This is a genomic window from Aquabacterium sp. (assembly GCF_016195855.1).
GTDB lineage: Bacteria > Pseudomonadota > Gammaproteobacteria > Burkholderiales > Burkholderiaceae_C > Aquabacterium.
The window spans coordinates 86,752-111,780 of sequence record NZ_JACPYU010000003.1 but is presented as its reverse complement, the minus strand read 5'-3'; the positions used below and the strand labels follow the sequence as shown (position 1 = coordinate 111,780).

The 25,029-nt window shown below is 64.6% G+C and carries 17 protein-coding genes, 1 tRNA gene and 1 pseudogene; 11 read left to right on the top strand and 8 right to left on the bottom strand.

What is annotated here, in order from left to right:
* Position 1: 1 nt before the first annotated feature.
* Positions 2-904: an NAD kinase gene (locus HY019_RS02120; RefSeq protein ID WP_290688002.1), complete on the bottom strand. Its 903-nt coding sequence runs from the start codon at positions 902-904 to the stop codon at positions 2-4.
* 93 nt (positions 905-997) lie between these two features.
* Here HY019_RS02120 and hrcA point away from each other — a divergent pair, with 93 nt between their 5' ends.
* The 5 genes from hrcA (at position 998) to HY019_RS02095 (ending at position 4,934) form a co-directional block, all read left to right on the top strand.
* Entirely contained in the window at positions 998-2,017 is a 1,020-nt protein-coding gene (gene hrcA, locus HY019_RS02115) for a heat-inducible transcriptional repressor HrcA (RefSeq protein WP_290688000.1), read from the top strand.
* Positions 2,018-2,112: 95 nt separating this feature from the next.
* Complete coding sequence (locus HY019_RS02110) at positions 2,113-3,099, top strand: MBL fold metallo-hydrolase (protein ID WP_290687999.1); 987 nt, start codon at positions 2,113-2,115, stop codon at positions 3,097-3,099.
* Between the two features lie 6 nt (positions 3,100-3,105).
* Complete coding sequence (locus tag HY019_RS02105) at positions 3,106-3,966, top strand: LysR family transcriptional regulator (RefSeq protein ID WP_290687997.1); 861 nt, start codon at positions 3,106-3,108, stop codon at positions 3,964-3,966.
* Positions 3,967-4,156: 190 nt separating this feature from the next.
* The gene (locus HY019_RS02100; protein WP_290687995.1) at positions 4,157-4,756 is read left to right on the top strand and encodes a hypothetical protein; all 600 of its coding nucleotides are present in this window, start codon (positions 4,157-4,159) and stop codon (positions 4,754-4,756) included.
* 101 nt (positions 4,757-4,857) lie between these two features.
* Positions 4,858-4,934 (top strand) — tRNA-Ile (locus HY019_RS02095).
* Between the two features lie 44 nt (positions 4,935-4,978).
* On the opposite strand, the gene HY019_RS02090 is transcribed toward HY019_RS02095, so the two are convergent.
* Together HY019_RS02090 and HY019_RS02085 are read right to left on the bottom strand one after the other, a co-directional pair.
* Complete coding sequence (locus HY019_RS02090) at positions 4,979-5,329, bottom strand: YggL family protein (protein WP_290687993.1); 351 nt, start codon at positions 5,327-5,329, stop codon at positions 4,979-4,981.
* Between the two features lie 89 nt (positions 5,330-5,418).
* Positions 5,419-6,972 (bottom strand): methyl-accepting chemotaxis protein, encoded by a 1,554-nt coding sequence (locus HY019_RS02085; protein WP_290687992.1) that lies wholly within the window; start codon positions 6,970-6,972, stop codon positions 5,419-5,421.
* 295 nt (positions 6,973-7,267) lie between these two features.
* On the opposite strand from HY019_RS02085, the gene HY019_RS02080 reads away from it, so the two are divergent.
* The 3 genes and pseudogenes from HY019_RS02080 to HY019_RS02070 all read left to right on the top strand — a co-directional run bounded on the left by HY019_RS02080 (position 7,268) and on the right by HY019_RS02070 (position 12,239).
* Complete coding sequence (locus tag HY019_RS02080; protein WP_290687991.1) at positions 7,268-9,187, top strand: M48 family metallopeptidase; 1,920 nt, start codon at positions 7,268-7,270, stop codon at positions 9,185-9,187.
* Between the two features lie 44 nt (positions 9,188-9,231).
* Positions 9,232-9,675: pseudogene (locus HY019_RS02075) on the top strand (helix-turn-helix domain-containing protein); the annotation flags it as partial.
* Positions 9,676-9,917: 242 nt separating this feature from the next.
* Positions 9,918-12,239 (top strand): molybdopterin oxidoreductase family protein, encoded by a 2,322-nt coding sequence (locus HY019_RS02070; protein ID WP_290687990.1) that lies wholly within the window; start codon positions 9,918-9,920, stop codon positions 12,237-12,239.
* 33 nt (positions 12,240-12,272) lie between these two features.
* Here the strand turns inward: HY019_RS02070 and eda are convergent, their stop codons facing one another.
* Both eda and edd read right to left on the bottom strand, forming a co-directional pair.
* Positions 12,273-12,920, bottom strand: a complete 648-nt coding sequence (eda, locus tag HY019_RS02065; RefSeq protein ID WP_290687988.1) for a bifunctional 4-hydroxy-2-oxoglutarate aldolase/2-dehydro-3-deoxy-phosphogluconate aldolase — start codon at positions 12,918-12,920, stop codon at positions 12,273-12,275.
* A gap of 23 nt (positions 12,921-12,943) precedes the next feature.
* Positions 12,944-14,794 (bottom strand): phosphogluconate dehydratase, encoded by a 1,851-nt coding sequence (edd, locus tag HY019_RS02060; RefSeq protein ID WP_290687986.1) that lies wholly within the window; start codon positions 14,792-14,794, stop codon positions 12,944-12,946.
* A gap of 163 nt (positions 14,795-14,957) precedes the next feature.
* Here edd and ppc point away from each other — a divergent pair, with 163 nt between their 5' ends.
* On the top strand, positions 14,958-17,771 hold the full coding sequence (ppc, locus tag HY019_RS02055) for a phosphoenolpyruvate carboxylase (RefSeq protein ID WP_290687984.1): 2,814 nt from the start codon (positions 14,958-14,960) through the stop codon (positions 17,769-17,771).
* A gap of 9 nt (positions 17,772-17,780) precedes the next feature.
* Here the strand turns inward: ppc and HY019_RS02050 are convergent, their stop codons facing one another.
* The 3 genes from HY019_RS02050 to HY019_RS02040 are packed head-to-tail and all read right to left on the bottom strand — an operon-like array spanning position 17,781 to position 20,775.
* Positions 17,781-18,788 carry a cytochrome d ubiquinol oxidase subunit II gene (locus tag HY019_RS02050; protein ID WP_290687982.1) on the bottom strand — a complete coding sequence of 336 codons (1,008 nt, stop codon included), beginning with the start codon at positions 18,786-18,788 and terminating at the stop codon, positions 17,781-17,783.
* Position 18,789: 1 nt separating this feature from the next.
* A complete protein-coding gene (locus HY019_RS02045) occupies positions 18,790-20,205 on the bottom strand; it encodes a cytochrome ubiquinol oxidase subunit I (RefSeq protein ID WP_290687981.1) in 1,416 nt (471 codons plus the stop codon).
* A 6-nt stretch (positions 20,206-20,211) separates the two neighbouring features.
* Positions 20,212-20,775 carry a GbsR/MarR family transcriptional regulator gene (locus HY019_RS02040; protein ID WP_290687979.1) on the bottom strand — a complete coding sequence of 188 codons (564 nt, stop codon included), beginning with the start codon at positions 20,773-20,775 and terminating at the stop codon, positions 20,212-20,214.
* A 288-nt stretch (positions 20,776-21,063) separates the two neighbouring features.
* Here HY019_RS02040 and HY019_RS02035 point away from each other — a divergent pair, with 288 nt between their 5' ends.
* Both HY019_RS02035 and HY019_RS02030 read left to right on the top strand, forming a co-directional pair.
* On the top strand, positions 21,064-23,406 hold the full coding sequence (locus HY019_RS02035) for a response regulator (RefSeq protein ID WP_290687977.1): 2,343 nt from the start codon (positions 21,064-21,066) through the stop codon (positions 23,404-23,406).
* 116 nt (positions 23,407-23,522) lie between these two features.
* Positions 23,523-25,028 carry an MDR family MFS transporter gene (locus HY019_RS02030; protein WP_363302355.1) on the top strand — a complete coding sequence of 502 codons (1,506 nt, stop codon included), beginning with the start codon at positions 23,523-23,525 and terminating at the stop codon, positions 25,026-25,028.
* Position 25,029: the final 1 nt, after the last annotated feature.

Sequence of the window (25,029 nt, the reverse complement as noted above, 5' to 3'; positions counted from 1 at the left end):
CTCAACTGACTCCTTCGTTCCAGCGCAGCTTGCGGCGCAGGGTCGCGTAGTAGTTCCAGCCCTTGGGGTGCAGGAAGCGCACCTTGTGCGGCGAGCGTCGAACGGTGACGCGGTCGCCGTGCAGCAGGCTGGCCAGGCTTTGCATGTCGAAGTTCATGCTGGCGTCGCGGCCGGCCACGATCTCGATGGTGATGGTGACGTCGTCCGACACGACCAGGGGCCGGTTGGACATGGTGTGCGAGGCAATCGGCACGATCACCCAGCCACCCAGGCCGGGGTGCATGATGGGGCCGCCGGCTGACAAGGCATAAGCCGTGGAGCCCGTGGGCGAGGCCACGATCAGGCCGTCCGCGCGGTAGTTGGCCACGAACTGGCCGTCGATCTCGGCGCGCAACTCCACCATGCTGGCCGTGGCGCCGCGGCTCACCACCACCTCGTTGATGGCGTAGCCGTCGTAAATGTTCTCGAAGCCGGCGCCGCGCATGGGGCGCAGCACCGCGCCTTCGAGCATGGCGCGCTGCTCTTCTTCGTACTGGCCGGCCAGGATCGAGGGCAGGGCGGTGGCGATGTCCTTGAGCTGGATGTCGGTGATGAAACCCAGGCGACCCTGGTTGATGCCGATCAGCGGGATGTTGAATGGCGCCAGCTCGCGGGCGATGGCCAGCATGGTGCCGTCGCCGCCCAGCACCACGGCCAGGTCACATTGCTTGCCAATTTCCCTGGTCGTCAGGGAGGGGTATTCCGTCATGCCGGTGTTCTGGGCGGTCTCGCGCTCCAGCGACACATCGAGCCCGGCACGTGCCAGGATATGGGCCACGTCCTCCAGCACCGGACGGATGCCCCGGGCCTGGTATTTGCCGATGAGGGCAGCGTGGCGGAAACGACAAGTAGACAGACTCGACATGCGAGGAATTACACCACACGAGGGTGTCAAAAAAGGACGGGCCCCTAGAGTGGGGCTGGCGTGTTTCCAAGCTGAAACTAAAATGCAAAACACATGCTGGATGATCGAGCCAAGATTCTGTTGAAAGCGCTGGTTGAGCGTTACATCGCTGACGGGCAACCCGTCGGTTCTCGCACGCTCTCGCGGGCGTCGGGCCTGGACCTGTCCGCTGCCACCATCCGAAATGTGATGGCCGACCTGGAAGAGCTGGGCCTGATCGTCAGCCCGCACACCTCGGCCGGCCGCGTGCCGACGCCCAAGGGCTACCGCCTGTTCGTGGACACCATGCTCACCTCGCGCCCCTTGACCCTGGACACCCTGGGTGCCGAGGCGCGCGACCAGCTCCAGCCCGACCAGCCCCAGCGCGTGATCGCCAGCGCGGCGCAGATGTTGTCCAGCTTGTCGCAGTTCGTGGGCGTGGTCACCTCACCGCGCAAGGCTTCGGCCTTCCAGCACATCGAGTTCCTGCGCCTGGGTGACAAGCGCGTGCTGGTAATCCTGGTGTCCCCCGATGGCGATGTGCAGAACCGCGTCATCTTCACCGCCCAGGACTACGCCCAGTCCCAGCTGGTAGAGGCCAGCAACATCCTCAATGCCCACTACTCGGGCCTGAGCATCGAGGAAATGCGCGAGCGCCTCAAGAACGAGGTGGACCAGCTGCGCAGCGAAATCGCCGTGCTGATGCAGGCCGCCGTGCAGGCGGGGGGCGAGGTCATGGCCGAAAGCACCGAGCAACTGGTGGTGTCCGGCGAGCGCAACCTGCTGACGGTGCAGGACTTCTCCAACGACCTGGGCTCGCTGCGCCGCATGTTTGACCTGTTCGAGCAAAAGACCCAGCTCATGCGCCTGCTGGACGGCTCCAGCCGGGCCGAGGGCGTGCGCATCTACATCGGCGGCGAAAGCCAGATCGTGCCTTTCGAGGAGCTGTCCGTCGTGTCGGCGCCTTACGAGATCAACGGCCGGGTGGTGGGCACGCTGGGCGTGATCGGCCCCACCCGCATGGCCTACGACCGCATGATCGAGATCGTGGACATCACCTCACGGCTGGTGACCAACGTCCTGAGTCAGAAATAAGTTTTTCTTTTATCTGGCTGAAATAGATACAATTTGCCTGATTGCTGGGCGCCGCCTACGCTGGCCGCCTGAACCTCAGCAATCGGAGCAAGAACATGAAGACATGGAAGCAGCGCGGCCTGCGCTGGCTCGCCGGCACGGTGGTGGTACTGGGCGCCTTGGCCACAGGCATCAGCGCCATGGACTCGCCTCTGCCGGTGCCAGGTGCCGGCACAAGTTCACCAACTAACCTGCCCAGTGAACGGCCAACGGCCCACCCCCCGCAGGGCCTGGCCTTTTCCGTCATCCCGACATCGCAATCCAAAGGTGCGTTCGAGGCCCTGTTGGTGGGCGGTGGCTCGTGGCTGCGCTACCGCCATCCGGCCCATGTGGCCGTGCTGGTGCGCCACCCTCAAGGCAATCTGCTGTTCGACACCGGCCTGGGCCGGCAGGTGGCGGCGCAATTTGCGGTCAACGGCTTCATGGACCGGCAGTTCTTTGGCTACGAGCACGTTAACCCGGCGGTGGACCAACTGGCCCAAGCGGGCTGGACGCCCGACCGCATCAAGCTGATCGTGCCCTCGCACATGCACTGGGACCACATCAGCGCCTTGCCAGACTTCCCCGATGCCCAGGTGTGGGCGAGCACCACCGAGCGCGAGCACGCACGGCAAGGCCATGCGCCCGCCTTCCTGGCCAGCCAGTTCGAAGGTGTGCGCCACTGGCATGACCTGCAGTTCGCGCCCACGCCCTATATGGGCTATGCACAAAGCCTGGACTTGTTTGGCGATGGTGCGGTGGTGCTGGTGCCCTTGAGTGGGCACACGGCCGGGCAGGTGGGCATGTTCCTCAACCTGCCGTCCGGCCAGCGCTACTTCTTCACCGGTGACACGACCTGGACGATGGAAGGCCTGCAATGGCCGGCAGACCGGTCTTGGGCGCTGAGGCAGCTGGTCCACGTGGACCATGACGTGCCCGCCAACCAGGCCGCCATCGTGCGTGTGCACCAGCTCATGCAGCGCTTCCCGGACTTGAAAGTCGTGCCCGCCCATGACGAGAACGTGCTCAAGACCTTGCCGCATTTCCCGGCGTTCCAGGGCTGAGCCACCATGAACCTGCGCAACCTCAAGTACTTCTGCGCGGCCTACGAGGCCGGCTCCACCGTGGCGGCGGCCAGGCTCTGCCATGTCACGCAGCCTGTGATCTCGAACGCCATCGCGCAACTGGAAGAAGAGCTGGGCGCGCGCCTGTTCACCCGCCAGCAACGCGGCCTGGCGCCCACGGCCGCCGCCATCCGCCTGTTCCGGCTGGGCGGCAAGCTGCTGGCAGATGCCGATGCCATCGTGGAGACCTTTCAGGATGCGGCCAGCCACCCCCGCTTGAGCTTGCGCATCCATGCCACCGTGAGCGTGGCCCATGTGCAAAAGCTCTTGCGGCACCTCAAGCGCGAGCTGACGCACCTGGAGCTGTCGGTGCAGGACGAGGACCAGGCGGCCGATGTGGAGCTGACATCACAAGGCTGTGCAGGCGAAGGCCGCGCCTTCCTGCCCTTGTGGGAAGAGCAATACGCCTTGCTGGTGCCCGGTGACCACCCGCTGGCCGTTCAAGAGGACATCAGCCTGGCCGACTTGAATGGCGTGGCCTTCATCGAGCGCACCCAGTGCGAGATGGCCAGCTACTGGCATGCCGGTCTGAGCCAGTTCAAGGTCACGCCCGACGTGCGTGCCCGCGTGGACAGCCAGGAATGGGCCTTGGGCCTGGTGGCCGCGGGGGTAGGCGTGACCATGGCACCATTGCATCCGCTGGACAGGCTGGAGGGCATCGTGGTGCGCCATGACCTGGCCGAGCTGCAAGGTGCCTGCCGCCAGGTGGGCCTGGCGTACGAGCCCCGTGCTGGCGAGAGCGGCACCTTGGCCGATGTGTTGCGCGCTTGCGAGCCGTGGGCGCGCGCTTTGGCTGTGGCAGCGTGATGCGGGCCAGCGCGCGACAGTCTGGCGGCTTTTAACCCGCCCTAAAGGGTGGTTCGGCTTGGTTCATCGCAAGCCCTGATTGTTCCTGTCATGTCCCGCACTTCAAATCGGGCCACCTCTCAAGGGAGGGGTTCAGGGTCAGTGGCCTTGGCCACATGACATTCAAAACGACTTAAATCAGAGAACCACCATGTACCCATCTTTCAAGTTCGCCAAGCTCGCCGTGGCAGCTTCAGCCCTGCTCGCCATGAGCGCCCATGCCGAGCTGCAGGTCTGGAAAATGACCGGCACGGTCTACGAAGAGATGACCCCGCAAGGCGCTCCCTTCGTGCCCCCATCAAGCTACTACGCCCACGGCAAGACCGTGACCGTTGACTACGTGGTCGACACGTCCGTGACCACAACCGATGGCAGCTCGACGTACGACGCCGTCCTGGCCTTCACCGTCAACGGCATCGGCTCCAAAGCCTCCGGCACGATCTGGGCCGATGGCGTTGGCCTCAACGCCATCAACGAGTCGCCCGTGGCCGCCCGCGCGGACCAGGTCAGCTTCCTGTCCTTCAACCGCTTCTACGGCCCCAAGGCCACCAGCGTGAGCAATGCTTTGGCTGACTTCTCCACGGCGACCGCCGCTGGCACCGATGTGGACTACCGTGTCGACTTCGGTGACACCGGCTTTGTGCGCGTCAAGCCCACGTCGTTCACCAAGCAGACGCTGCCTGCACATTGCAGCTCGCCGCTGTTCCGCCTGATCGATCCCAAGTGCGCCCCGCTGCGCCCGCTCAAGTAAATTGAAGCGAGAAAGGGCTGAGTTGGCTGGCCCTTTCTGTTGGTTCAGGGCCCCTCTGATTGCCGCGCTGCCGTGCTCTACAATGCCCGGCTACCTTCAGGGGGCCGTTAGCTCAGTTGGTTAGAGCAGAGGACTCATAATCCTTTGGTCGTTGGTTCAAGTCCAACACGGCCTACCAATTCATGAAGCACCTGACAATCTCTTGCCAGGTGCTTTTTCCATTCAGGCCGCCTTGATGGCCGCGAGGTGCTCGCCTGCCGACGTGGAGTACCACATGTCGATCAGGCCGGTGGCCGACAGCGTCGTGATCTCGGGCCGTGCGGCCAGCCAGTTCAGGACGGTCTGGCGTTGCTCCTCGGTCAAGCTGCCGCGCCCGAATTTCTCCACGGCGCCGCCCGTTGCCCAACCGCCAAAGCCCAGCTCATTGGCATCGATGGCCTCCGTGAGGAAGGCTTCAATCAGGGCGTTTTCGTCGGCGCCAGGCTTGAGGGTTGCTTCGAACAGGAAGCCAAGCTCCTTGAATTCGCCGATGTGCAGCTTCTTGCGCTGGCGGCGGCTACGTTGTTTGGACATGCGAGGTTCCTTGTGACTGAGTGGGCCCGCATCATAGAAGGTATCGGGCGCGTGGGGGCGGTCTGGTCACAAGTCGCTTGCACCCCCTGTCAGGCCATTCGCGCATCCAGCTTGAAGGTCGCCACGATTTGCGCCAGGTTGGCGGCCTGGTGTTTCAGGCTTTCGGCGGCCGCGGCTGATTCTTCGACCAGCGCGGCGTTTTGCTGCGTGACCTGATCGAGCTGGTTGACCGCATTGCCCACCTGGCTGATGCCGGTGCTTTGTTCCTGGCTGGCCATGGTGATCTCGCCGATGAGGTCGGTCACGCGCTTGACCTGGTGGACCACGTCGTTCATGGTTTTGCCCGCTGTGTCGACCAGCCTGGCGCCACCCTCCACCTTGTCGACGCTTTCGCCGATCAGGGTCTTGATCTCCTTGGCTGCCTGGGCGCTGCGCTGCGCGAGGCTGCGCACTTCACCTGCCACCACGGCAAAGCCTCGGCCTTGTTCACCGGCTCGGGCTGCTTCCACGGCGGCATTGAGCGCCAGGATATTGGTCTGGAAGGCGATGCCATCGATCACACCGATGATGTCGGCGACCTTCTTGGAACTGGTGGTGATGCCTTCCATGGTGGCCACCACTTCGCTCACCACCTTGCCGCCATCGATGGCGACAGCAGATGCGCTGCTGGCCAACTGGGCCGCCTGCCTGGCGGTGTCGGCATTTTGTTTGACGGTACCGGTGAGCTGCTCCATGGATGCCGCGGTCTGTTGCAGGTTGCTGGCCTGTTCTTCCGTGCGCTGGGACAGGTCCGCATTGCCCATTGCGATCTGGGTCGAGCCCGTGGCAATGGAGTCAGCGCTGGCGCGCACCGAGTGCACGATGGTGCGCAGTGATTGCACCATCTTCTGCATGGATTGCATCAACAGGCCCATCTCGTCACGCGACTCGATCTGGATGTCGGCGCTCAGATCACCGCTGGCGATGGCTTCTGCTGCCTGCTGGGCACGTTGCACGGGTATCAGGATCGAGCGGGTTGTGGTCCAGGCCAGACCAAGGCCCGCCATCAACGCCAGAACGGTGCCCGCGCTCAGGGCCATGATGCCTTGCATGGCGGCCGTGTCGGCCTCGGCCTTGGTGACATCCATGCGCTTGCGCTGGTACTCCGCCAGTTGCTCGACCGATGCCAAGTACTTCTGTGCAGCAGGGAAGACCTTGTCCAGCACCTCGGCGTTGACGTCTTCGCCGGCCTCTTTGCGTTTGAGCAGGGCGTTACGCTGAGCCTGGAAGGCGCTGCGTTGTGCCGAGATGCCCTCGATCAGCTGCTTTTGTTCTGCCGATGACGCCAGCTCGCCCATGCGCTTGATGCGCACGGAGTTGCTGCTGATCGTCTCCTGCATTTCATCCTTGACCCGCTTGAGCACCTTGGGGTCCGACGCAAAGAACACCACCCAGGTGCGCGCGGCGTTCGATTCAATGGCGCGTGTCCAGCGCTGGGTCAGCACCAGCATCTCCGCGTCGTCTGAACCCAACTGGTCGGCGATGGCGTTGACCGCCCGAATGCGCTCGATGCCCACGCCAGCGGCAATCAGGCCGAGCAGGATCAGCGTGCCAAAGCCCAGGCTCAGGCGTGCCCCGATTTTCAGGTTTCCGAAAGCGCTCATGGTGATGTCGTACTCCACGAAAGGTGTCATGAGGAGCACGACATGTCTCCCCCGTCTGGAGGCGACGCTTCAAGCAAGAGAATTCAAGGCCTCACCGGGTCAATATCGATCCCGTGGGCAATTTTCTTGATATGGCTTGCCAAATATATTTCAATCATCATTAATGATTTTTAAATGGTCATTTATGGATGTGCTGTTGATTCGGTTGGATTGGGTCACCCGCATGGCCGATATGATTTGCGCTTGAGATAAGGCATTCAATCTGACCCCAAGAGGTCGCGCATCAGGGAGGAATATGGAACAAGCACAGTTCGAGAAGATGGTGGCGGAGCTGGAGCGCGATAGCGTCTCGACGCCAAGGATGTACCAATTCAAAGTGGCCATGCTGGCTGCCTTGGGCTTTGTTGTTCTGGCCGCCGTGTTGGGGCTTGCCGGCGCCGGCATTGTGGTTTTGGGTGGCATCGCGGTGGTGTTCGCGTTGACCGGGGGCAGTGCGGCCATTCTGGTGCTCAAACTTGGCAAGCTTCTGGTGTTGCTGGCTTGGCCCTTGTGGCTGCTGGTGAAATCGTCGGTGAGCGCGCTGTTGGTGCGCCTGCCTGCACCACAAGGGCATGAGATCACACGCCCTCAAGCTCCTGCCTTGTTCTCGGCTCTGGAGGAGATGCGCAGGCGTATGAAGGGCTCGCGCTTTCATCACGTGCTGATCACCAATGAGGTCAACGCGGCCGTGGTGCAGCGGCCCTTGTTTGGCCTGGTCGGCTGGCCGCGCAATTACCTGATTCTGGGCCTGCCTTTGCTGGAGAGCTTGTCGCCACAAGAGGCGCTGGCCGTGGTCGCACACGAATATGGCCATCTGGCGGGATCGCATTCCCGCTTTGCGGGCTATATCTACAGGCTGCGTAACTCTTGGGGGGTGATCCAGGAGTTGGCGCACCGTTGGCAAGGCTGGGCGAGCGGGCCCTTGCAGCGCTTGGTGGGGTGGTATGCGCCGTACTTCAACGCCTATACCTTCGTGCTGGCCCGCACCAACGAGTACCAGGCGGATGCTGCTTCGGCCGAGCTGGTCGGGGCTGGCGTGGCCGCTGACGCGCTCAAGCGCGTGCACCTGACAACAGCCAACTACGGGCAGTTCATGGAGCGCGTGTTTGCCGGGGTGCGCGAACAGGCTCAACCACCGTCCGACTTGACGGTGCGCTGGTCTGAGCAGGCCACGCAGTTGATCCCGACGGAGCGGGCCACCGCATGGTTGAGCGACGCGCTGGCTCGCCAATCCGATGTGGCCGATACGCATCCGGCATTGAAACAACGGCTACAGGCCTTGTTGCCTGGCGTGGTCGATCATCATGACCAAGTGCCAGCGCCGATCGGCGATGCGTCGGCGGCGCGGGAATGGCTGGGCGCGCATGTCACCCCCTTGCGCGATCTCATCCAGCGGGATTGGCGTGAACGTGTTGCCCAGTACTGGGGCCAGCGCCATGAAGAGGTGCAAGTGCAGCGCGAGCGTCTCGCAGCCTTGCTGGCTGTGGCGCAGCCCAGTCGCGACGAGGCCATTGAAACAATCAGGCTGCGTTTGCAACTCGAGCCGGACGAGGACCATCTGGCGGCTTTGCAAGGCTTCAATCAGCAGTATCAGGATCATGCGCTGGGCCTTTTCCTGGAGGGGGACTACCTGCTGGGCAAGGGCGATGAAGCGGGCCTGGCGGTGCTGGAGCGAGCCATGGCGCTGGATCCGGCCGCGGTCAAGCCCGGTTGCGAAAGTGCCTATGCGTTCTTGAAAAAGCGTCAGGACCACGATCGGGCCCAGACCTATGGGGACCGTTGGGCGGCCCGTGACTTGCTGGAGCGCAAGCTGGACCATGAGCGCGCCAACCTGGACGTGACGCATGAACTGCGTGGCCCCGACGAGCTGGCCCCGCCCGAGTTGGAGAGGGCCGCCAGCATCGTGCGTACGTTGGGGGCTGGTGTCAAACGAGCCTATTTCGCGCGCCGAGTCCTGCCATCGGACCCTGGCCATGCGACCTACGTGCTGGCCGTTGAGCTCAATGGCTGGGCACGCCTTCGCAAGCAGCATGCGGGCATCGTTCAGCGTTTTGCCCAGCAGGAATGGCCGGTGCACGTGCTGATCTGCACCGTGCATGGGCGTTATGCGCCGCTCAAGGCTGCACTCAAGCGGCTGCCGCGCAGGGCCTTGTTGCTGGGGCCGGGCGGCCGGTAAACTGCTCTATTGAACGCATACCCTCTTCGCAGTCATCACGCATCATGAAATGGAACGACGTCAGCGACATGCCCTGTTCGGTGGCGCGCAGCCTGTCCGTCATTGGTGACCGCTGGACGCTCCTGATCTTGCGCAATGCTTTCATGCGCATGCGGCGTTTTGACGATTTCCAGTCCAGCCTGGGCTTGACGCGGCACCTGCTGGCCAGCCGGCTCAAGCGCCTGGTGGAAGAGGGCATCCTGGAGCGCGTGCCTTACCAGCAGTCCCCCGCGCGTTATGAGTACGTGTTGACGGACAAAGGCCGGGCGCTGCACCCCGTCTTGATGGCGCTCGCCGTCTGGGGGGATGACTGGATGGACAAGGGCATGGGGCCGCCCCTGCTGTACCAACACCGCACGTGTGGCCATGTCATGCGCCCGGTGATGGTGTGCTCGGCGTGCCACGAGCCCTTGAGTGCCACGCAGGTGACCCCCTTGCCTGGCCCGGGCTTGATGGCGGCCCAAGAGGACTTGGCCCTGGCTGCAAGCAAAGCGGGTGTTGTACCGCGTGAGGGCGCCTTGGGTTCTCGCAAAAAACCCGGCAAGGCAGGCACTGCGGCCAAACCTCGCCAGCGCGCTCGCGCGGCCTGACTCCACCAGATGGGTTCTTGATCTGGTCTCGGGTATTGTTAGTTCCTTTTTGGAACCTATAATCCGCCTCAACATCGTTGACCCGCTTTGGAAGGTGCGCCATGACAGACACAAACACCGAGTGGAAGAAGACCGCTTGCATCCTGTGCAGCATCAACTGCGGCCTGGAGGTGCAGACCGGCGGCGAGGGTGGGCGGCACATCATCAAGATCCGGGGTGACGACGATCACCCCGCGTCGCGCGGTTATATCTGCGAGAAATCGCAGCGCATGGACTACTACCAGAACGGTGCAGACCGCTTGAGCTCGCCCATGCGGCGCAAGCCCGATGGCAGCTACGAAGCCATCGACTGGGACACGGCCATCAGCGAGATCGCCAGCAAGTTCAAGGACATCAAAGCGCGGCATGGCGGCGAGAGCATCTTGTATTACGGCGGTGGCGGCCAGGGCAACCACCTGGGCGGCGCTTATGCCGACAGCTTTCTGAAAGCCGTGGGCAACCAGTACCGATCCAACGCGCTGGCGCAGGAAAAGACGGGCGAGTTCTGGGTGCAGGGCAAGATGCTGGGCACCGGCGTGCACGGGGATTTCGAGCACTGCGAGGTGGCCGTGTTCATTGGCAAGAACCCCTGGCATTCACACGGCTTTGCGCGGGCCCGCGTGGTGCTCAAGGAGATCCAGAAGGACCCGAATCGCAAGCTGATCGTCATTGACCCTCGCCGCAGCGAGACCGCGGCCATGGCCGATTACCACGTGGCCATCAAGCCTGGCACGGATGCCTGGTGCCTGGCGGCGCTTCTGGGCATCATCGTGCAGGAAGGGTTGTGGGCCAAGGCTTGGGTGGGGCAGCACACGGCGGGCCTGGAGGCTGTGTTGCCCAGCCTGCAAGCCATTGATGTGACGCGGCATGCGCAAGTCTGCGGTGTGGACGAGGCCTTGTTGCGCGATGTGGCGCGCTGCATCGCCAAGGCAAAGAGCGTGTCGGTGCTGGAGGACCTGGGCCTGCAGATGAACGTGCACTCGACGCTGGGCAGCTATTTGCAGCGCCTGATCTGGGTGCTCACGGGGCACTATGGCCGCGAGGGCACCAGCAATGCGCCCGTGCCGCTCCTGTCCTTGTCCAAGGCCAGCAAGGGCGAGTCATCCGTGGGGGCGAACTCGGCCAAACGCGTGGAGCGCCGCAGCCCCGTGGCCAAGGCCAAGATCATCATTGGCCTGATTCCCTGCAACGTGATTCCTGAGGAGATCCTCACCGATCACCCCAAGCGCTACCGCGCCATGTTGATCCAGAGCGGCAACCCCGTGCACTCGCTGGCGGACAGCCAACGCATGCGGCAGGCCATGCGGGCGCTGGAGCTGTCTGTGGTGGTGGATGTGGCCATGACCGAGACGGCATGCCAAGCTGACTATGTGTTGCCCGCCTGCAGCCAGTTCGAGAAGGCCGAGGCGACCTTCTTCAATCTGGAGTTCCCGCGCAATGTGTTCCATTTGCGCCAGCCCTTGTTTGAGCCTTTACCAGGGACCTTGCCCGAAGCGGAAATCTACGCGCGCCTGGTCGAGGCCATGGGCGAGTTGAGCGACAAGGACTATGCGCCGCTGCGCCGCGCCTCGCGCTTCGGGCGCATGGCCTTTGCCTTGACCTTCATGGCGCAAAGCCTGCGCAAGCCCAAGGTGATGAAGTACGCGGCGGTGATCTTGTACCGCACACTGGGCTTGCATTTGCCCAAGGGCATGGCGTCCGCTGCGGCCTTGTGGGGTGTGGCGCAGTTGTACATCCAGGGCAACCGCAAGGTGGCCGCCAATGCGGGCTTTGCTGGCTTCTCTATCCTGGCGGCAGAGCGCCTGTTCCAGGCCTTGCTCCATGGCCGATCTGGTGTCGTCTACGCCCAGGCCGAGCATGCCGACAGCTGGCTGGCCGTGGGGCATCCGGGGCACCGCATCAACCTGCACATTCCGGAGTTGTTGCCCGAGTTGAGCAAGCTGGCAACGCAGATGCCTGCGCGTGACCCTGAGTTTCCCTTCATCCTGGCCGCGGGCGAGCGCCGTGCCGAGACGAGCAACACGGCGGTGCGTGACGCGGCCTGGCACAAGCGGGGGACGTATGGCACCTTGCGCATCAACCCGCAGGATGCACAGGCACTGGGTTGCGCAGACGGCGACATGGTGCGCCTTAGCACCCGCCGCGCGACCGTGGAGGTACCGGTCGAAGTGACAGACATGATGCAGCCCGGCAATGTCTCTTTGCCCAATGGGCTGGGGCTGGACTATCGCCAGCGGGATGGCCAGGTGGTGCGCAAGGGCGTGGCACCCAATGAGTTGACCGATTGCTCGCAGCGAGACTTTCTGGCAGGCACCCCTTGGCACAAGTACGTGCCCGCCAGAGTGGAGCGGATCAACGCGGCGCCAATGGCGGAGGCCGCTTGAAGCCGGGTGGCATGGTCTAGCCAGAGCCCAGGCTCAAACCCTTGTCGACGCAGCGGCCAGTTTGTCCGTGGCCCTTTGCGCCAGGCTGGTGATGAGGCCCCAACGGCCTGCCTCGATGTCGGCCAAGGGGGCCAGCCAGGAGCCGCCCACCAGGGCCACATTGCGCTCGGCCAGCAGCGCGTTGAAGTTGTCTTCGCTGACACCCCCTGTGGGGCAAAAGCGCACGTCGCTGAACGGTGAGGCCAGGGCTTGCAGCATCTTCTGGCCACCCGCTTGCGCCGCAGGAAAGAGCTTGAGCAGCTTGAAGCCGCGGTCGCGGGCTGCCATCACTTCGCTGGGGGTCATCACGCCCGGCACGAAGGGCAGGTCGGCTTGCAGCACGGCGTCCAGCAGGGCGGGCGTGTGGCCCGGCGACAACCCGAAGCGGGCGCCCGCACGCATCACCTTGTCGACATCGGCCGCTTGCAGCAAGGTGCCTGCCCCAAGGGTCATCTCGGGCACTTCGGTGGCCACGGCCTTGATCGCATCCAGTGCGCAAGGGTGGCGCAGCGTGATCTCGATGACGTCGATGCCACCGGCCAGCAGGGCACGGGCCAGGGGCACGGCCTGATTGGCGTCGCTGAGCGCGATGACGGGCACCACGCGGGATTTGAACGAGGGCAGGGGAGCGGGTGTGGTCATGGTGATCGCTGCTTGAGTGGGCATCAACGGTGCAGGGCGGCGCCAAACAAGGGGCTGCCGCCTGCCTCGGCATTGCCTGCGTTGTGGCGGAACAGGCCGAACAGTTCGCGGCCTGTGCCCAACTGGTTGTGGCGCAGGTCGGGGGCGTCCATGTCGCGGGCGGCCAGGGTGGCGTCGTCCACCTCTACGCGCAGCTCGCCGGTCTGGCCATCGAGCATGATCATGTCACCCGTCTGCACGCGGGCGATGGGGCCGTTGTCCAGGGCTTCCGGGCTCACGTGGATGGCCGCAGGCACCTTGCCCGACGCGCCAGACATGCGGCCATCGGTGACCAGCGCCACCTTGAAGCCCTTGTCCTGCAGCACGCTCAGCGCGGGTGTGAGCTTGTGCAACTCGGGCATGCCGTTGGCGCGTGGGCCCTGGTAAGTGAGTACGGCCACGAAATCGCGCTCCAGCTGGCCGGCCTGGAAGGCGTCCAGTACCTCCTGCTGGTCATGGAAGACGATGGCGGGTGCCCGCACCACACGGTGCTCGGGCTTGACAGCCGAGACCTTGATGACCGAGCGCCCCAGGTTGCCACGCATGAGCTTGAGGCCACCATCGGCGCTGAAGGGCTCGGCCACGGGACGCAGCACGGACAGGTCACCGCTTTGCGCGGGCGCATCGCGCCAGGTCAGGGTGCCGCTTTCCAGGCTGGGCTCCTGCGTGTAGTGCTGCAGGCCAGTGCCGGTCACGGTGTTCACATCGCCATGCAACAAGCCTGCATCCAGCAGTTCGCGGATGAGGAAGCCCATGCCGCCCGCTGCGTGGAAGTGGTTCACGTCAGCCGAACCATTGGGGTAGATGCGCGCCAGCAGGGGCACCACGGCAGAAAGGTCCGAGAAGTCGTCCCAGTCGATCAGCACGCCGGCTGCGCGGGCCATGGCCACCAGGTGGATGGTGTGGTTGGTGGAGCCCCCGGTGGCCAGCAAACCGATGATGCCGTTGACCACGGCCTTTTCATCGACGATGTGGGCCAGCGGTGTGGGCTGCGCGCCATCCCGGCTCAAGGCCAGGGCGCAGCGCACGGCATGGGCGGTGAGGGCTTCGCGCATGGGCGTGCCCGGGTTGACGAAAGACGAGCCCGGCAGTTGCAGGCCCATGATCTCCATCAGCATCTGGTTGGAGTTGGCCGTGCCGTAGAAAGTGCAGGTGCCGGCGCTGTGATACGACTGGGCCTCGGCTTCCAGCAAGGCATCGCGGCTCACCAGGCCTTGTGCGTATTGCTGGCGCACCTTGCCCTTCTGGTCATTGGGCAGGCCCGATGTCATGGGGCCGGCGGGCACGAACACGCTGGCCAGGTGGCCAAAGCGCAGCGCACCGATCAGCAGGCCGGGCACGATCTTGTCGCAGATGCCCAGGTACAGGGCTGCGTCAAACACCTTGTGCGACAAGGCCACGGCGGTGGCCAACGCGATCACATCGCGCGAGAACAGCGACAGCTCCATGCCTTCGGCGCCCTGCGTGATGCCGTCGCACATGGCGGGCACGCCGCCTGCCACCTGGGCCACGCCGCCCGCCTCGCGCGCCACCTGCTTGATGAACTCGGGGTAGGTGGCGTAGGGCTGGTGGGCCGACAGCATGTCGTTGTAGGCCGTGACGATGCCGATGTTGGTGCGCCTGGATTCGCGGATGGCCAGCTTGTCGTTGGCGGGCGAGGCGGCAAAGGTGTGGGCCAGGTTGGCGCAGCCCATGCCTTTGCGCTGGGGGCCGATCTGGCCGGCCTGATCGACCATGGCGAGGTACTCCGCTCGGCTGTGCGCACTGCGCTGGCGGATGCGCTCGGTGACGTCGGCGATGACAGGGTGGATCGGCGTGGGTGTGGCGGTGCTCATGTTCAGGTTCCCATCCGTTGGGACATCAAGGGACAGTCTAGGGCAAGCCTGTCTGCACGTTGGGTGTCAGGTCTCTGCATGGAAAGATATCAGCACCGGGGTCGAATGCGTGGCGCCTTCTTGTACTATTTGTGTGGCCCCGCCTTCACAAGAGACACGGCACATGAACGCTTCTGACCAGGACCACCCGTCCGCCCCTGACCCTCACCACCTGCTGAGGGACGACATCCGACTGCTGGGCCGCGTGCTCGGCGACACCGTGCGCGAGCAGCACGGCGAGGCCACGTATGAGCTGGTGGACCAGATCCGCCGCCATTCGGTGCGTTTTCGGCGTGAACACGATCAGGCCGCCCGGCAAGCGCTGGAGAGCACGCTCGACAGCCTGTCGCGCGAGCAGATGCTGCAGGTGATCCGCTCCTTCAGCTACTTCTCGCTGCTGGCCAACATCGCCGAAGACCAGCACCAGATCCGGCTGCAACGCCAGGCCGCCCTCAGTGGCGAGGCCGCGAGCGAGGGCACGCTCCAACACGCGCTGGACCGCTTTGCCGCCGAAGGCCTGAGCCCCCAGCAGGTGCTGGACCTGATCGGGCATGCGCAGATCGCGCCCGTGCTCACCGCCCACCCCACCGAAGTGCGCCGCCACAGCATCCTGCACGAGCAGATGCAACTGGCCCGCCTGCTGCGCGAGCGTGACCTGAGCCCGCAGACGCCGCAGGAGCAAGCCGAGTCCGCCGAAGAGCTGCGCCGCATCGTGCTGACCTTGTGGCAGACCCGGTTGCTGCGGCCCACCAAGCTGTCGGTGCTGGACGAGGTGGCCAACAGCCTGGAAACGCACGAACGCACCTTCCTCAGTGAAGTGCCCCGCTTGTATGGCCAGCTTGAAGACCGCCTGCACGCGGACCTCAAGCAGGCCCGCGCGCCCCAGGCCGATGAACTGGCCTTGCCCAACTTCCTGCACGTTGCGAGCTGGATCGGCGGCGACCGCGATGGCAACCCCTTCGTGACCGCGCAGGTGCTGGACGCCGCCTTGCGCATGCAAGCCGAGTGCGTGTTGCGCCACCATCTGGCCGAGCTCAATGAGCTTGGGTTGGAGCTGTCGATTTCGGCCTTGCTGGCGACCCCGTCTGAAGCGCTGCTGGCCCTGGCCGAGCGTTCGCCCGATCAGTCCCAGCACCGCATGGACGAGCCTTACCGCCGCGCCATCAGCGGGCTGTACGCACGCCTGGCCGCCACTTACCAGAACCTGATCGGTCGCAAGCCCGCCCGCCCTGCGCTGGGTGAGGCCCCGGCTTATGAAACAGCCGACGACCTGCTGGCCGACCTCGACATCATCCACCGCTCGCTCAAGGCCAATGGCTCGGCTTCATTGACACGCGGGCGTCTGCGCCAGCTGCGCCGCGCCGTGCAGGTCTTTGGCTTCAGCCTGGCACCGCTGGACCTGCGCCAGAACTCGGATGTGCATGAGCAGGTCATTGACGACTTGCTGGAAGCCGCCGAGCCGGGGGCGGCCTACCTGTCGCTTGATGAAGCGCAGCGCGTGGCCCGCCTGCTGGCCGAGTTGCAGACGGCCCGCCCGCTGTATTCGCCCCACATCGCCTACAGCGAACTGAGCCAGGGCGAGATCGCCATCTTCCAGCAAGCCCGGCTGGCCCATGAACGTTATGGCCGCCAGTCCGTGGCCCAGTGCATCATCAGCAAGGCGGCCAGCGTGTCCGACATGCTGGAGGTGGCGGTGCTGCTCAAGGAGGCCGGCCTGCTGCAGCCCGCGCGTGGCGATCAGCCTGCACGCCTGGCGCTCAATGTGGTGCCTTTGTTCGAGACCATCGGGGACCTGCGCGCCGCCCCCGGCATCATGGACGCGCTCTTGTCCTTGCCCCTGTACCGCGAGCTGCTCAAGAGCCTGGGGGATGTGCAGGAGGTCATGCTCGGCTATTCCGACTCCAACAAGGATGGTGGCTTCCTGACCTCGGGCTGGGAGTTGTACAAGGCCGAGATCGGCCTGGTCGATGTGTTTGCCCGCCATGGCGTGCGCCTGCGCCTCTTCCATGGCCGCGGCGGCTCGGTAGGCCGCGGCGGTGGCCCCAGCTACCAGGCCATCCTGGCGCAACCCCCTGGCGCGGTGCAAGGCCAGGTGCGCCTGACCGAGCAGGGCGAGGTGATTGCCGCCAAGTATGGTCAGCCTGAAACCGGCCGCCGCAACCTGGAGGTGCTGGTGGCCGCCACGCTGACAGCCAGCCTGTTGCCCCCGAACCGGGGTGTGCCCACCGAGTTCCTGGATGTGATGGAGGAGCTGTCGGCCACGGCGTTCGCGGCCTACCGGCATCTGGTCTACGAAACCGAGGGCTTCGAGCAGTTCTTCTGGGAATCCACGGTGATTGCCGAGATCGCCCACCTGAACATCGGCAGCCGCCCGGCCTCGCGCAAGAAGTCCACCTCGATCGATGACCTGCGCGCCATCCCCTGGGTGTTCAGCTGGGCGCAATGTCGCATCATGCTGCCGGGCTGGTATGGCTTTGGCAGTGCCGTCGAGGCCTATGTGCAAAAGCACGGCGAGGCCGGCGCGCGGCGCCTGCAGGCCATGCATGCCAACTGGCCGTACCTGTCCAGCCTGCTGTCCAATATGGACATGGTGCTGGCCAAGTCCGACATGGCCATTGCCTCGCGTTATGCGGGCCTGGTCAGCGACAAGGCGCTGAGCGCGGCCATCTTTGGCCGCATCCGCACCGAGCATGAACTCACACTGCGCCACTTGCTGATGGTGGCGGGCCAGCAGGCCTTGCTGGAGCGCAACCCCGAGCTGCAACGCCACATCGCCGATCGCCACCCGTATCTGGACCCGCTCAACCACCTGCAGGTCACGTTGCTGGCGAGCTTTCGCGAGCGCCAGCGCCGCCAGGAAGAGGTGGACGAGCGCATCCAGCGCGGCATCCACCTCACCATCAACGGGCTGGCTCAGGGCTTGCGCAACAGCGGTTGAGGGCGGCAATCAGCCGTAGCTCAAGGCCGTGGTCTTGCCGCCAAACACGCGGTACACAAAGACCGTGTAGCCGATGATGGCCGGCAGGCTGATGGCCGTGCCGGCCAGGATCAGCTCCAGCGAGGAGGTTGCGCTGGCCACCTGCCACACGGTGAAACGGTCCAGCAGCACATAGGGGTAGAGGCTGTAGGCCATGCCGAAGGCGCCCAGCACCAGCACGCTCAAGGCGAGCACCAGCGGCACCCAGCACAGCTTGCCAGCGGCACCCACGATGCGGTGCGAGTTGAGCAGGCCACGCAGCGCGGCGAGCGCCATGCCGGTCATCAAGGGCACAGGCAACAAGGCCAGCAGATTGGGCATGCTGAACCAGCGTTCGCGTACCGTGTCGCTGACCATGGGCGTGACCACCGATACCAGCACCATGCCGATCACCATGCCCGGCCATGCCAGCTTGGCCCAGGCCACGGCCCGTTGCTGCAGGGCGCCTTCGGTTTTGAGGATCAGCCAACAGGCCCCCAGCAGCACGTAGGTGGCGGGCAGGGCCAAGGCCACCAGGGCCGCGAAGCCCGTGGCCAGGGGTGAGTCGTGCAGGCCGGTTACATAGCGGCCCAGCATCCAGCCTTGCGACAAGGCGGCCAGCAAGGAGCCTGCAAAGAACACCCTGTTCCACAGGGGCTTGTGTTGTGCCTGTGCCTTCACGCGGAAGTCAAATGCCACACCGCGCAGGATCAGGCCCAGCAGCATCAGGGCCACGGGCACATACAGCGCACCCAGGATCACGCCATGGGCCTTGGGAAAGGCAATGAGCAACAGCCCCACGCCCAAGACAAGCCAGGTTTCGTTGGCGTCCCAGAAGGGGCCGATGGAGGCGACCATGTTGTCGCGGTCTTCATCGCGGCGGGCCAGTGGCAGCAGCATGCCCACGCCGAGGTCATAACCATCCAGCGCGACGTAGGCCAGCATGGCCACGCCCATGAGCAGCCAGAACAGGATGGGCAAGAAGGTGGCGAGGTCCATGTCAGGCTCCCGACGCGGCGCCGGCCGCAGAGGTGGATGGGGCGGAGCTTGTCTCTGCGCCTGTGCCCGGGCGGGCAGGGTGCGCTGGTGCGGGCCCCGTGTCCAGCGGCTTGCTGGCGAGGTAGCGCAACACGCTGATGTAGGCAAGCAGCAAGGTGATGTAGAGCAGCAGGTAGCCGGCCAGGCTCCAGCCCACCGTGCTGGCTGGCGTGTGGGTCACCACGTCAGCCGTCTTGATCACGCCGCTGACGATGTAGGGTTGCCGGCCGATTTCGGTGACATACCAGCCGGCCACCGTGGCCACCCAGCCAGAGAAGGTCATGGTGCGCAGGCTGTGCCAGACCCAGCCTGGTGTGCGCGTGTTCACTTGCCACTTGACCCGGCGCAGTTGCCACCAGGCCGCCCAGCTCACCAGCAGCATCAGCACGCCCATGCCCACCATCACGCGAAAGCCGAAGAACAAAGGCTTGACTGGCGGGTGTACCCCTTGGAACGCGGACAGGCCCTTGATCTCGCCATCGGGATGGTGGGTGAGGATCAGGCTGGCCAGTTTGGGGATGCCGATGGCCCAGGTGTTGCGCTGGGTGGCTTCATCGGGCCAGGCCGCGAGCAGCAGCGGGGCGCCTTGTTCGGTGTGCCACACGCCTTCCATGGCGGCGATCTTGGCCGGCTGGTGCGCAAGGGTATTGAGCCCGTGCGCGTCGCCCGCCAGGATCTGCAGCGGGATCAGCACGGCGGCCAGCGTCACGCCCAGGCGCAGCACCCGCGGCGTGCCGGCATGGGCGTGGCCGCGCAACACCTGCCAGGCGCTGAGGCCGGCCAGGATGAAGGCCACGGTCAGGCCGGAGGCCAGCAGCATGTGTGTGAGGCGATACGGGAAGCTGGGGTTGAAGACGATGGCCCACCAGTCGGTGGCCTGCAACTCACCGTTGACCACCGTGAAGCCTTGCGGCGTCTGCATCCACGAGTTCAGGCTCAGGATCCAGAAGGCGCTCATCGTGGTGCCGAAGGCCACCAGGAAGTTGGCGATCAGGTGTGCACGCTCGCTGACGCGGCCATGCCCGAACAGCATCACGCCCAGGAAGGTGGCCTCCAGGAAGAAGGCGGTCAGCACCTCGTAGCCCAGCAAAGGGCCGGCGATGTTGCCAGCCTTTTCCATGAAGCCGGGCCAGTTGGTGCCGAACTGGAAGCTCATGGTCACGCCGCTGACCACGCCCAGCGCGAAGCTCAGCGCAAAGACCTTGGTCCACATGCGCCACGCGCCCAGCCAGGCGGTGTCGCCGGTGCGCAGCCAGCGCCAGCGCATGAAGAGCAAGACCCAGCCCATCGCAATGCTGATGGTGGGAAACAGGATGTGGAAGGTGATGTTGGCCGCGAACTGCATGCGCGACAGCATCAGGGTGTCGAGGTGTTCCATGGTCCATCACGCCTTGTCACGTTGCCCAGCCACCTTGAGCTGGCCGGTGAACTCCAGCAGCTTGCCCACCTTGGAGCCCAGCTTCATCAGCTGCGACAAGGTCTTGGCGTCCATGCGCTGCACGTCGTCGAACCAGGTCATCATCAGCTCGATCAGGTCGTGCATGCCCTGCATGCGCTCCTGGGCGATGACGTCGTCCGGTGTACTGGGGGCTTCCAGCAAGGCGTTGCGCAACATGGTCAACGTGGGCTCGATCTCGCGACGGCGGCGCTCCTCGGCCAGGGTGCGGAAGATTTCCCAGGCGTCGCTGGGGGCCTCGAAATACTCGCGGCGGTCACCGGGCAGGTGCTTGAGGCGCACCAGCCGCCAGGACTGCAACTCCTTGAGCCCCATGCTCACATTGGATCGGCTGAACTCCAGCGCCTCGGCGATGTCGTCCGCGTTCAAAGGGCGAGGGGACATGTAGATCAGGGCATAGATCTGGCCAACCGTGCGGTTGATGCCCCAGCGGCTGCCCATCTCGCCAAAGTGGGCCACAAAGCTGCGAACCAGCGGGCTCATCGTGTTCATCTTGACCTTCGGGGGTGCATTTTTGAGTTGCATCAATTGTGTTTTGAATTTTCAGTAATTGTTGAAAACTCAGAAAATGCCCGATCTGGCAGCAGGGATTCACCAGGGGCATGCAGGCCTGTTTGTGACGAAGTGGTGTGGCGCATCTGTTGATGCGGCTTGTCTGCATTGGCAACAGGTCAAGCACGGTGCTAGATTGCCTCGGTCCTGTCTTGTCAGACAACGCGGCCGTGTGGTGCGAGCAGCCTGCGGGACCTGATCGACTGTGTGTACCGGAGTGCTGCCGCCATGGACCTGTCTCAAGCAACGCGTGATGTGCTGAACAACTGCCCGGTAGGGTTGTTGGTCGCCGACGAGGCGGGGTGCCTGGTGTTTGTCAACCAGACCTTGCTGAGCTGGACAGGGCTGAGCGAACCAGATCTGCTTTCAAGGTCTGACGACGTGGCCCATGCCTCGCGGCCGGCGCAGGCCCTGTTGACGGCCTGCCTGGCGTCCAGAACGCGAACGGATGCCGTCAAGCTCGATCTGGTCAGGTCGGACGGGCAGATCCGGCGCTTGGGCCTGCAGTCCAAGGCGCAGACCCTGGATGGCCGCCCCTGCCATGCCACCTGGGTACAGGACCGGACCTCCCTGGTGCAGGCCAGGCGCTCCGCGCAAGAAAACCAGCAGTTGCTGCAGTCCATCATGGACCACGCGCCCGCGGTCATCTATGCCAAGGACACGCAAGGGCGCTACCTGCTGGCCAACCAGGCCTTCTGTGATGTCGTGGGCGTCACCCACGAGCAGACCATTGGCCATACCGATGCCGATCTGCTCCCGCCCGAAGTGGCTCGCCAGTTCATGGACAACGACCGGGAGGTGCTGGCCGGCTCATGCGCCCAGCAGCAAGAGGAGTTGCTGCCCCAGTCTGATGGCAGCACGCACACCTATATGTCCTTGAAGTTCCCTGTGCTGGGGGAAGGCGGCGAGCCATTCGCGGTGGCGGGCGTGTCGTCCGACATCACGCCGCTGGTCAGGGCCAAGCAGCTGGCCGAGGAGGCCACGCGCGCCAAATCGGAGTTCCTGGCCAACATGTCCCACGAGATCCGCACGCCCATGAACGCGATCATCGGCATGTCTTATCTGGCCTTGCAGACGGCGATGAACCCTCAGCAGCGAGGCTACGTAGAGAAGGTGCACCGCGCCGCGCAGAACCTGCTGGGCATCATCAATGACATCCTGGATTTCTCGAAGGTCGAGGCCGGCAAGATGGAGCTGGAGGTGGCGCCCTTCAGCCTGGATCAGGTGCTGGACAACCTCAGCAGCCTGGTTGGCCTCAAGGCCGAGGAGAAGGGGCTGGAACTGCTGTTCCACACCGCACCAGGCCTGCCGCCGGTGCTGGTCGGGGACGTCCTGCGGCTGGGACAGGTGCTGACCAACCTGGTGAACAACGCGGTGAAGTTCACCGAGCACGGCGAGGTGGTCGTGTCAGTGAATGAGGTGGCCCGCGAAGGCGATCACATCGAGTTGCACATGGCCGTGCGGGATACGGGTGTGGGCATGAGTGCCGAGCAGCAAGGCCGGTTGTTCCAGAGCTTCACGCAAGCAGACAGCTCCACCTCTCGCCAATACGGCGGCACGGGCCTGGGCCTGGCCATCTGCAAGCAACTGGTCGAGTTGATGGGTGGGCGGATCTGGCTGGAAAGCACGCCGGGCAAGGGCTCCACCTTCCATTTCACGGTGCGGCTGGGCTGGAGCACCCATGTTGAAGAGGTGCGCCCGCGTTCCCTGGTGAAGGCCGATGGCCTGCGGGTGCTCATCGTGGACGACAACCTGTCTGCGGGCGAGATCCTGCAGGCCTTTGGCCAGCAGTTCCAGTTTGACGTCACCGTGGTGGGCACTGGGCCCGATGCACTGGACAAGGTCCAGCAAGCAGATAAAGCGGGACGCCCGTTCGAGGTGGCGCTGATCGACTGGAAGATGCCCGGCATGGACGGCATCGAATGCGCGCGCCTGATGCAGGCTGCGGCCCACACCAGCCAGCCACCAGCGGTGATCATGGTCACCGTATCGGCGCGTGACGAGGCGCTCAAGCAGGCCCAGGCCAGGCAGGTCAAGCTGCAGGCCGTGCTGACCAAGCCCGTGACCGCCTCGACCATGCTGGAGGCGGTCGGCTCGGTGCTCAATGGCGCCATGGTCAGCGGTGATGCGGACCTTGACATGCAGGCGAAAGCGCCGATGGCCGAGCTCGCCGGCACCCGCGTGCTGCTGGTTGAAGACAACGAAGTCAACCAGGAGCTGATCGTGGCCTTGCTGACCATGGTGGGGGTGGACGTGGTGCTGGCCGATAATGGCCAGGCGGCACTGGACATGCTCGAGGGCCTGCCTGATTTCGATTGCGTGCTGATGGATGGGCAGATGCCGGTGATGGACGGCTACACGGCCGCACGCCACATCCGGGCGCAGCCGCGTTTTGCGAAGCTGCCGGTGATTGCACTGAGCGCCAATGCCATGGCCAACGATGTGGCGTTGGCCATGGCTTCAGGCATGAACGACCACATCGTCAAGCCCATCGAGGTGGACACCCTGTTCAGCAAGCTGGCCTGGTGGATTCGCCAGGCCAGATCGCCGGCGCCGGCAGGCGTCCAATAGCGCTGCTGGCCCGCACACGCCACCGATGTAAGCTCCCTGTTTCCTGATCAGTCCGTCTTCACGTGGTGAGCTCCTCCAATTCGACGACGCTTGGTTTTCGCCAGACCGTGCTGGCCATGCTGGGCCTGTGTTTTGTCCTGATCCTGGTGGCGCTGGACCAGACGGTGATCGGCACGGCCTTGCCCACGGTGGTGGCCGAGTTGCATGGTTTTGACCTGTATGCCTGGGTGGGCACCGCCTACCTGCTGACCTCCATCATCACCGTGCCCATCTTTGGCAAGCTGGGTGATGAACATGGGCGCAAGCCCTTTGTGCTGGCGGCCATCGTCCTGTTCACGGCGGCGTCCATGTTGTGTGGCTGGGCGCAGAACATGCTGCAACTGGTGCTGGCACGCGGTGCACAAGGCATCGGCGGGGGCATGCTGGTGGCCACCACCTTTGCCTGCATCCCCGATCTGTTTCCCGATCCCAAGTCGCGCTTGCGCTGGCAGATCATGTTCAGCACCAGCTTCGGGCTGGCCAATGCGGTGGGCCCCTCCATGGGGGGCTACCTCACCGAGCACTGGGGCTGGCGCTCGGTCTTCTTCGTCAACCTGCCGGTGGGCCTGGCGAGCTTGTTGTTCGTGTCGCGCTACCTGCCGCACATCCGCCATAGCGAGCACGAGCCCAAGCCCCTGGACTGGCAGGGCGCGCTGCTGATTGCGCTGTTTCTGGGCAGCATGCAGTTGCTGGTGGAGTGGTGGCCGCAGCACAAGCCCTTGCCCTGGCTGCTCGGCCTGGGGCTGGTGATGGTGGTGTCGCTGTCAGCGCTGATCTGGTGGGAGCGGCGTTGCCCCAACCCGGTGCTGCCCATGAGCCTGTTGGCTGACCGGCATCTGGTGCCCTTGTTCACGCTCTCGCTGTCCATGGGCTTTTGCATGTTCGCGGTGATGTACTACGCGCCCTTGATGTTCCAGGGCGGATTCGGGCTCTCACCCAACCAGGCCGGCCTGTTGATCACGCCGTTTGCCGTCTTCATCACCGTGGGCAGCATCACCAATGGCCGCATCGTGACCAGGTTGTCTGCCCCCAACCGGATGCTGTATGTGGGCGCAGCCCTGTTCTGGCTGGCGGCCCTGGCGCTCACGCAGGTCACGGCGGCCACGCCGCATGCCCTGGTGGTGGCCGCGATGATGACGGGCGGGCTCGGCATCGGGGTGCTGCTGCCCAACCTCACCTTGTTCACCCAGGCCAGTGCGCAGAGGCATCAACTGGGCGTGGCCACGGCCATGCTGCAGTCCACGCGCATGATGGGCGGCATGCTGGGCACGGCCCTGATCGGCACCCTGGTGTCGCACCACTATGTGCAGGCCGTCGAGCAGTCCCTGTCGCAGCGCGGCCAGACGCAGTGGCTCAAGTGGCTGAGCGACCCGCAGATCCTGGTGGACGCCGCCGAGGTGCTGCGCTTGAAGGCCCTGGTGACCCAGGCCGGGCAGGACACCGCGGCCTTGCTGGACGTGGCACGGCATGGGCTGGTCAGCGCCATCCATGATGGGCAGTGGGTGGTGGTGGGGCTGATGGCCGTGGTGGCCGTGCTGATCAAGTGCGTGCCCCCCATGAACCTGCAGGCAGACAAAACCTGAG

Excerpts from the sequence above, each read along its gene's own strand:
- HY019_RS02120 (WP_290688002.1), bottom strand. The coding sequence starts at position 904 with ATGTCGAGTCTGTCTACTTGTCGTTTCCGCCACGCTGCCCTCATCGGC.
- hrcA (WP_290688000.1), top strand. The coding sequence starts at position 998 with ATGCTGGATGATCGAGCCAAGATTCTGTTGAAAGCGCTGGTTGAGCGT.
- HY019_RS02110 (WP_290687999.1), top strand. The coding sequence starts at position 2,113 with ATGAAGACATGGAAGCAGCGCGGCCTGCGCTGGCTCGCCGGCACGGTG.
- HY019_RS02105 (WP_290687997.1), top strand. The coding sequence starts at position 3,106 with ATGAACCTGCGCAACCTCAAGTACTTCTGCGCGGCCTACGAGGCCGGC.
- HY019_RS02100 (WP_290687995.1), top strand. The coding sequence starts at position 4,157 with ATGTACCCATCTTTCAAGTTCGCCAAGCTCGCCGTGGCAGCTTCAGCC.
- HY019_RS02090 (WP_290687993.1), bottom strand. The coding sequence starts at position 5,329 with ATGTCCAAACAACGTAGCCGCCGCCAGCGCAAGAAGCTGCACATCGGC.
- HY019_RS02085 (WP_290687992.1), bottom strand. The coding sequence starts at position 6,972 with ATGAGCGCTTTCGGAAACCTGAAAATCGGGGCACGCCTGAGCCTGGGC.
- HY019_RS02080 (WP_290687991.1), top strand. The coding sequence starts at position 7,268 with ATGGAACAAGCACAGTTCGAGAAGATGGTGGCGGAGCTGGAGCGCGAT.
- HY019_RS02070 (WP_290687990.1), top strand. The coding sequence starts at position 9,918 with ATGACAGACACAAACACCGAGTGGAAGAAGACCGCTTGCATCCTGTGC.
- eda (WP_290687988.1), bottom strand. The coding sequence starts at position 12,920 with ATGACCACACCCGCTCCCCTGCCCTCGTTCAAATCCCGCGTGGTGCCC.
- edd (WP_290687986.1), bottom strand. The coding sequence starts at position 14,794 with ATGAGCACCGCCACACCCACGCCGATCCACCCTGTCATCGCCGACGTC.
- ppc (WP_290687984.1), top strand. The coding sequence starts at position 14,958 with ATGAACGCTTCTGACCAGGACCACCCGTCCGCCCCTGACCCTCACCAC.
- HY019_RS02050 (WP_290687982.1), bottom strand. The coding sequence starts at position 18,788 with ATGGACCTCGCCACCTTCTTGCCCATCCTGTTCTGGCTGCTCATGGGC.
- HY019_RS02045 (WP_290687981.1), bottom strand. The coding sequence starts at position 20,205 with ATGGAACACCTCGACACCCTGATGCTGTCGCGCATGCAGTTCGCGGCC.
- HY019_RS02040 (WP_290687979.1), bottom strand. The coding sequence starts at position 20,775 with ATGAACACGATGAGCCCGCTGGTTCGCAGCTTTGTGGCCCACTTTGGC.
- HY019_RS02035 (WP_290687977.1), top strand. The coding sequence starts at position 21,064 with ATGGACCTGTCTCAAGCAACGCGTGATGTGCTGAACAACTGCCCGGTA.
- HY019_RS02030 (WP_363302355.1), top strand. The coding sequence starts at position 23,523 with ATGCTGGGCCTGTGTTTTGTCCTGATCCTGGTGGCGCTGGACCAGACG.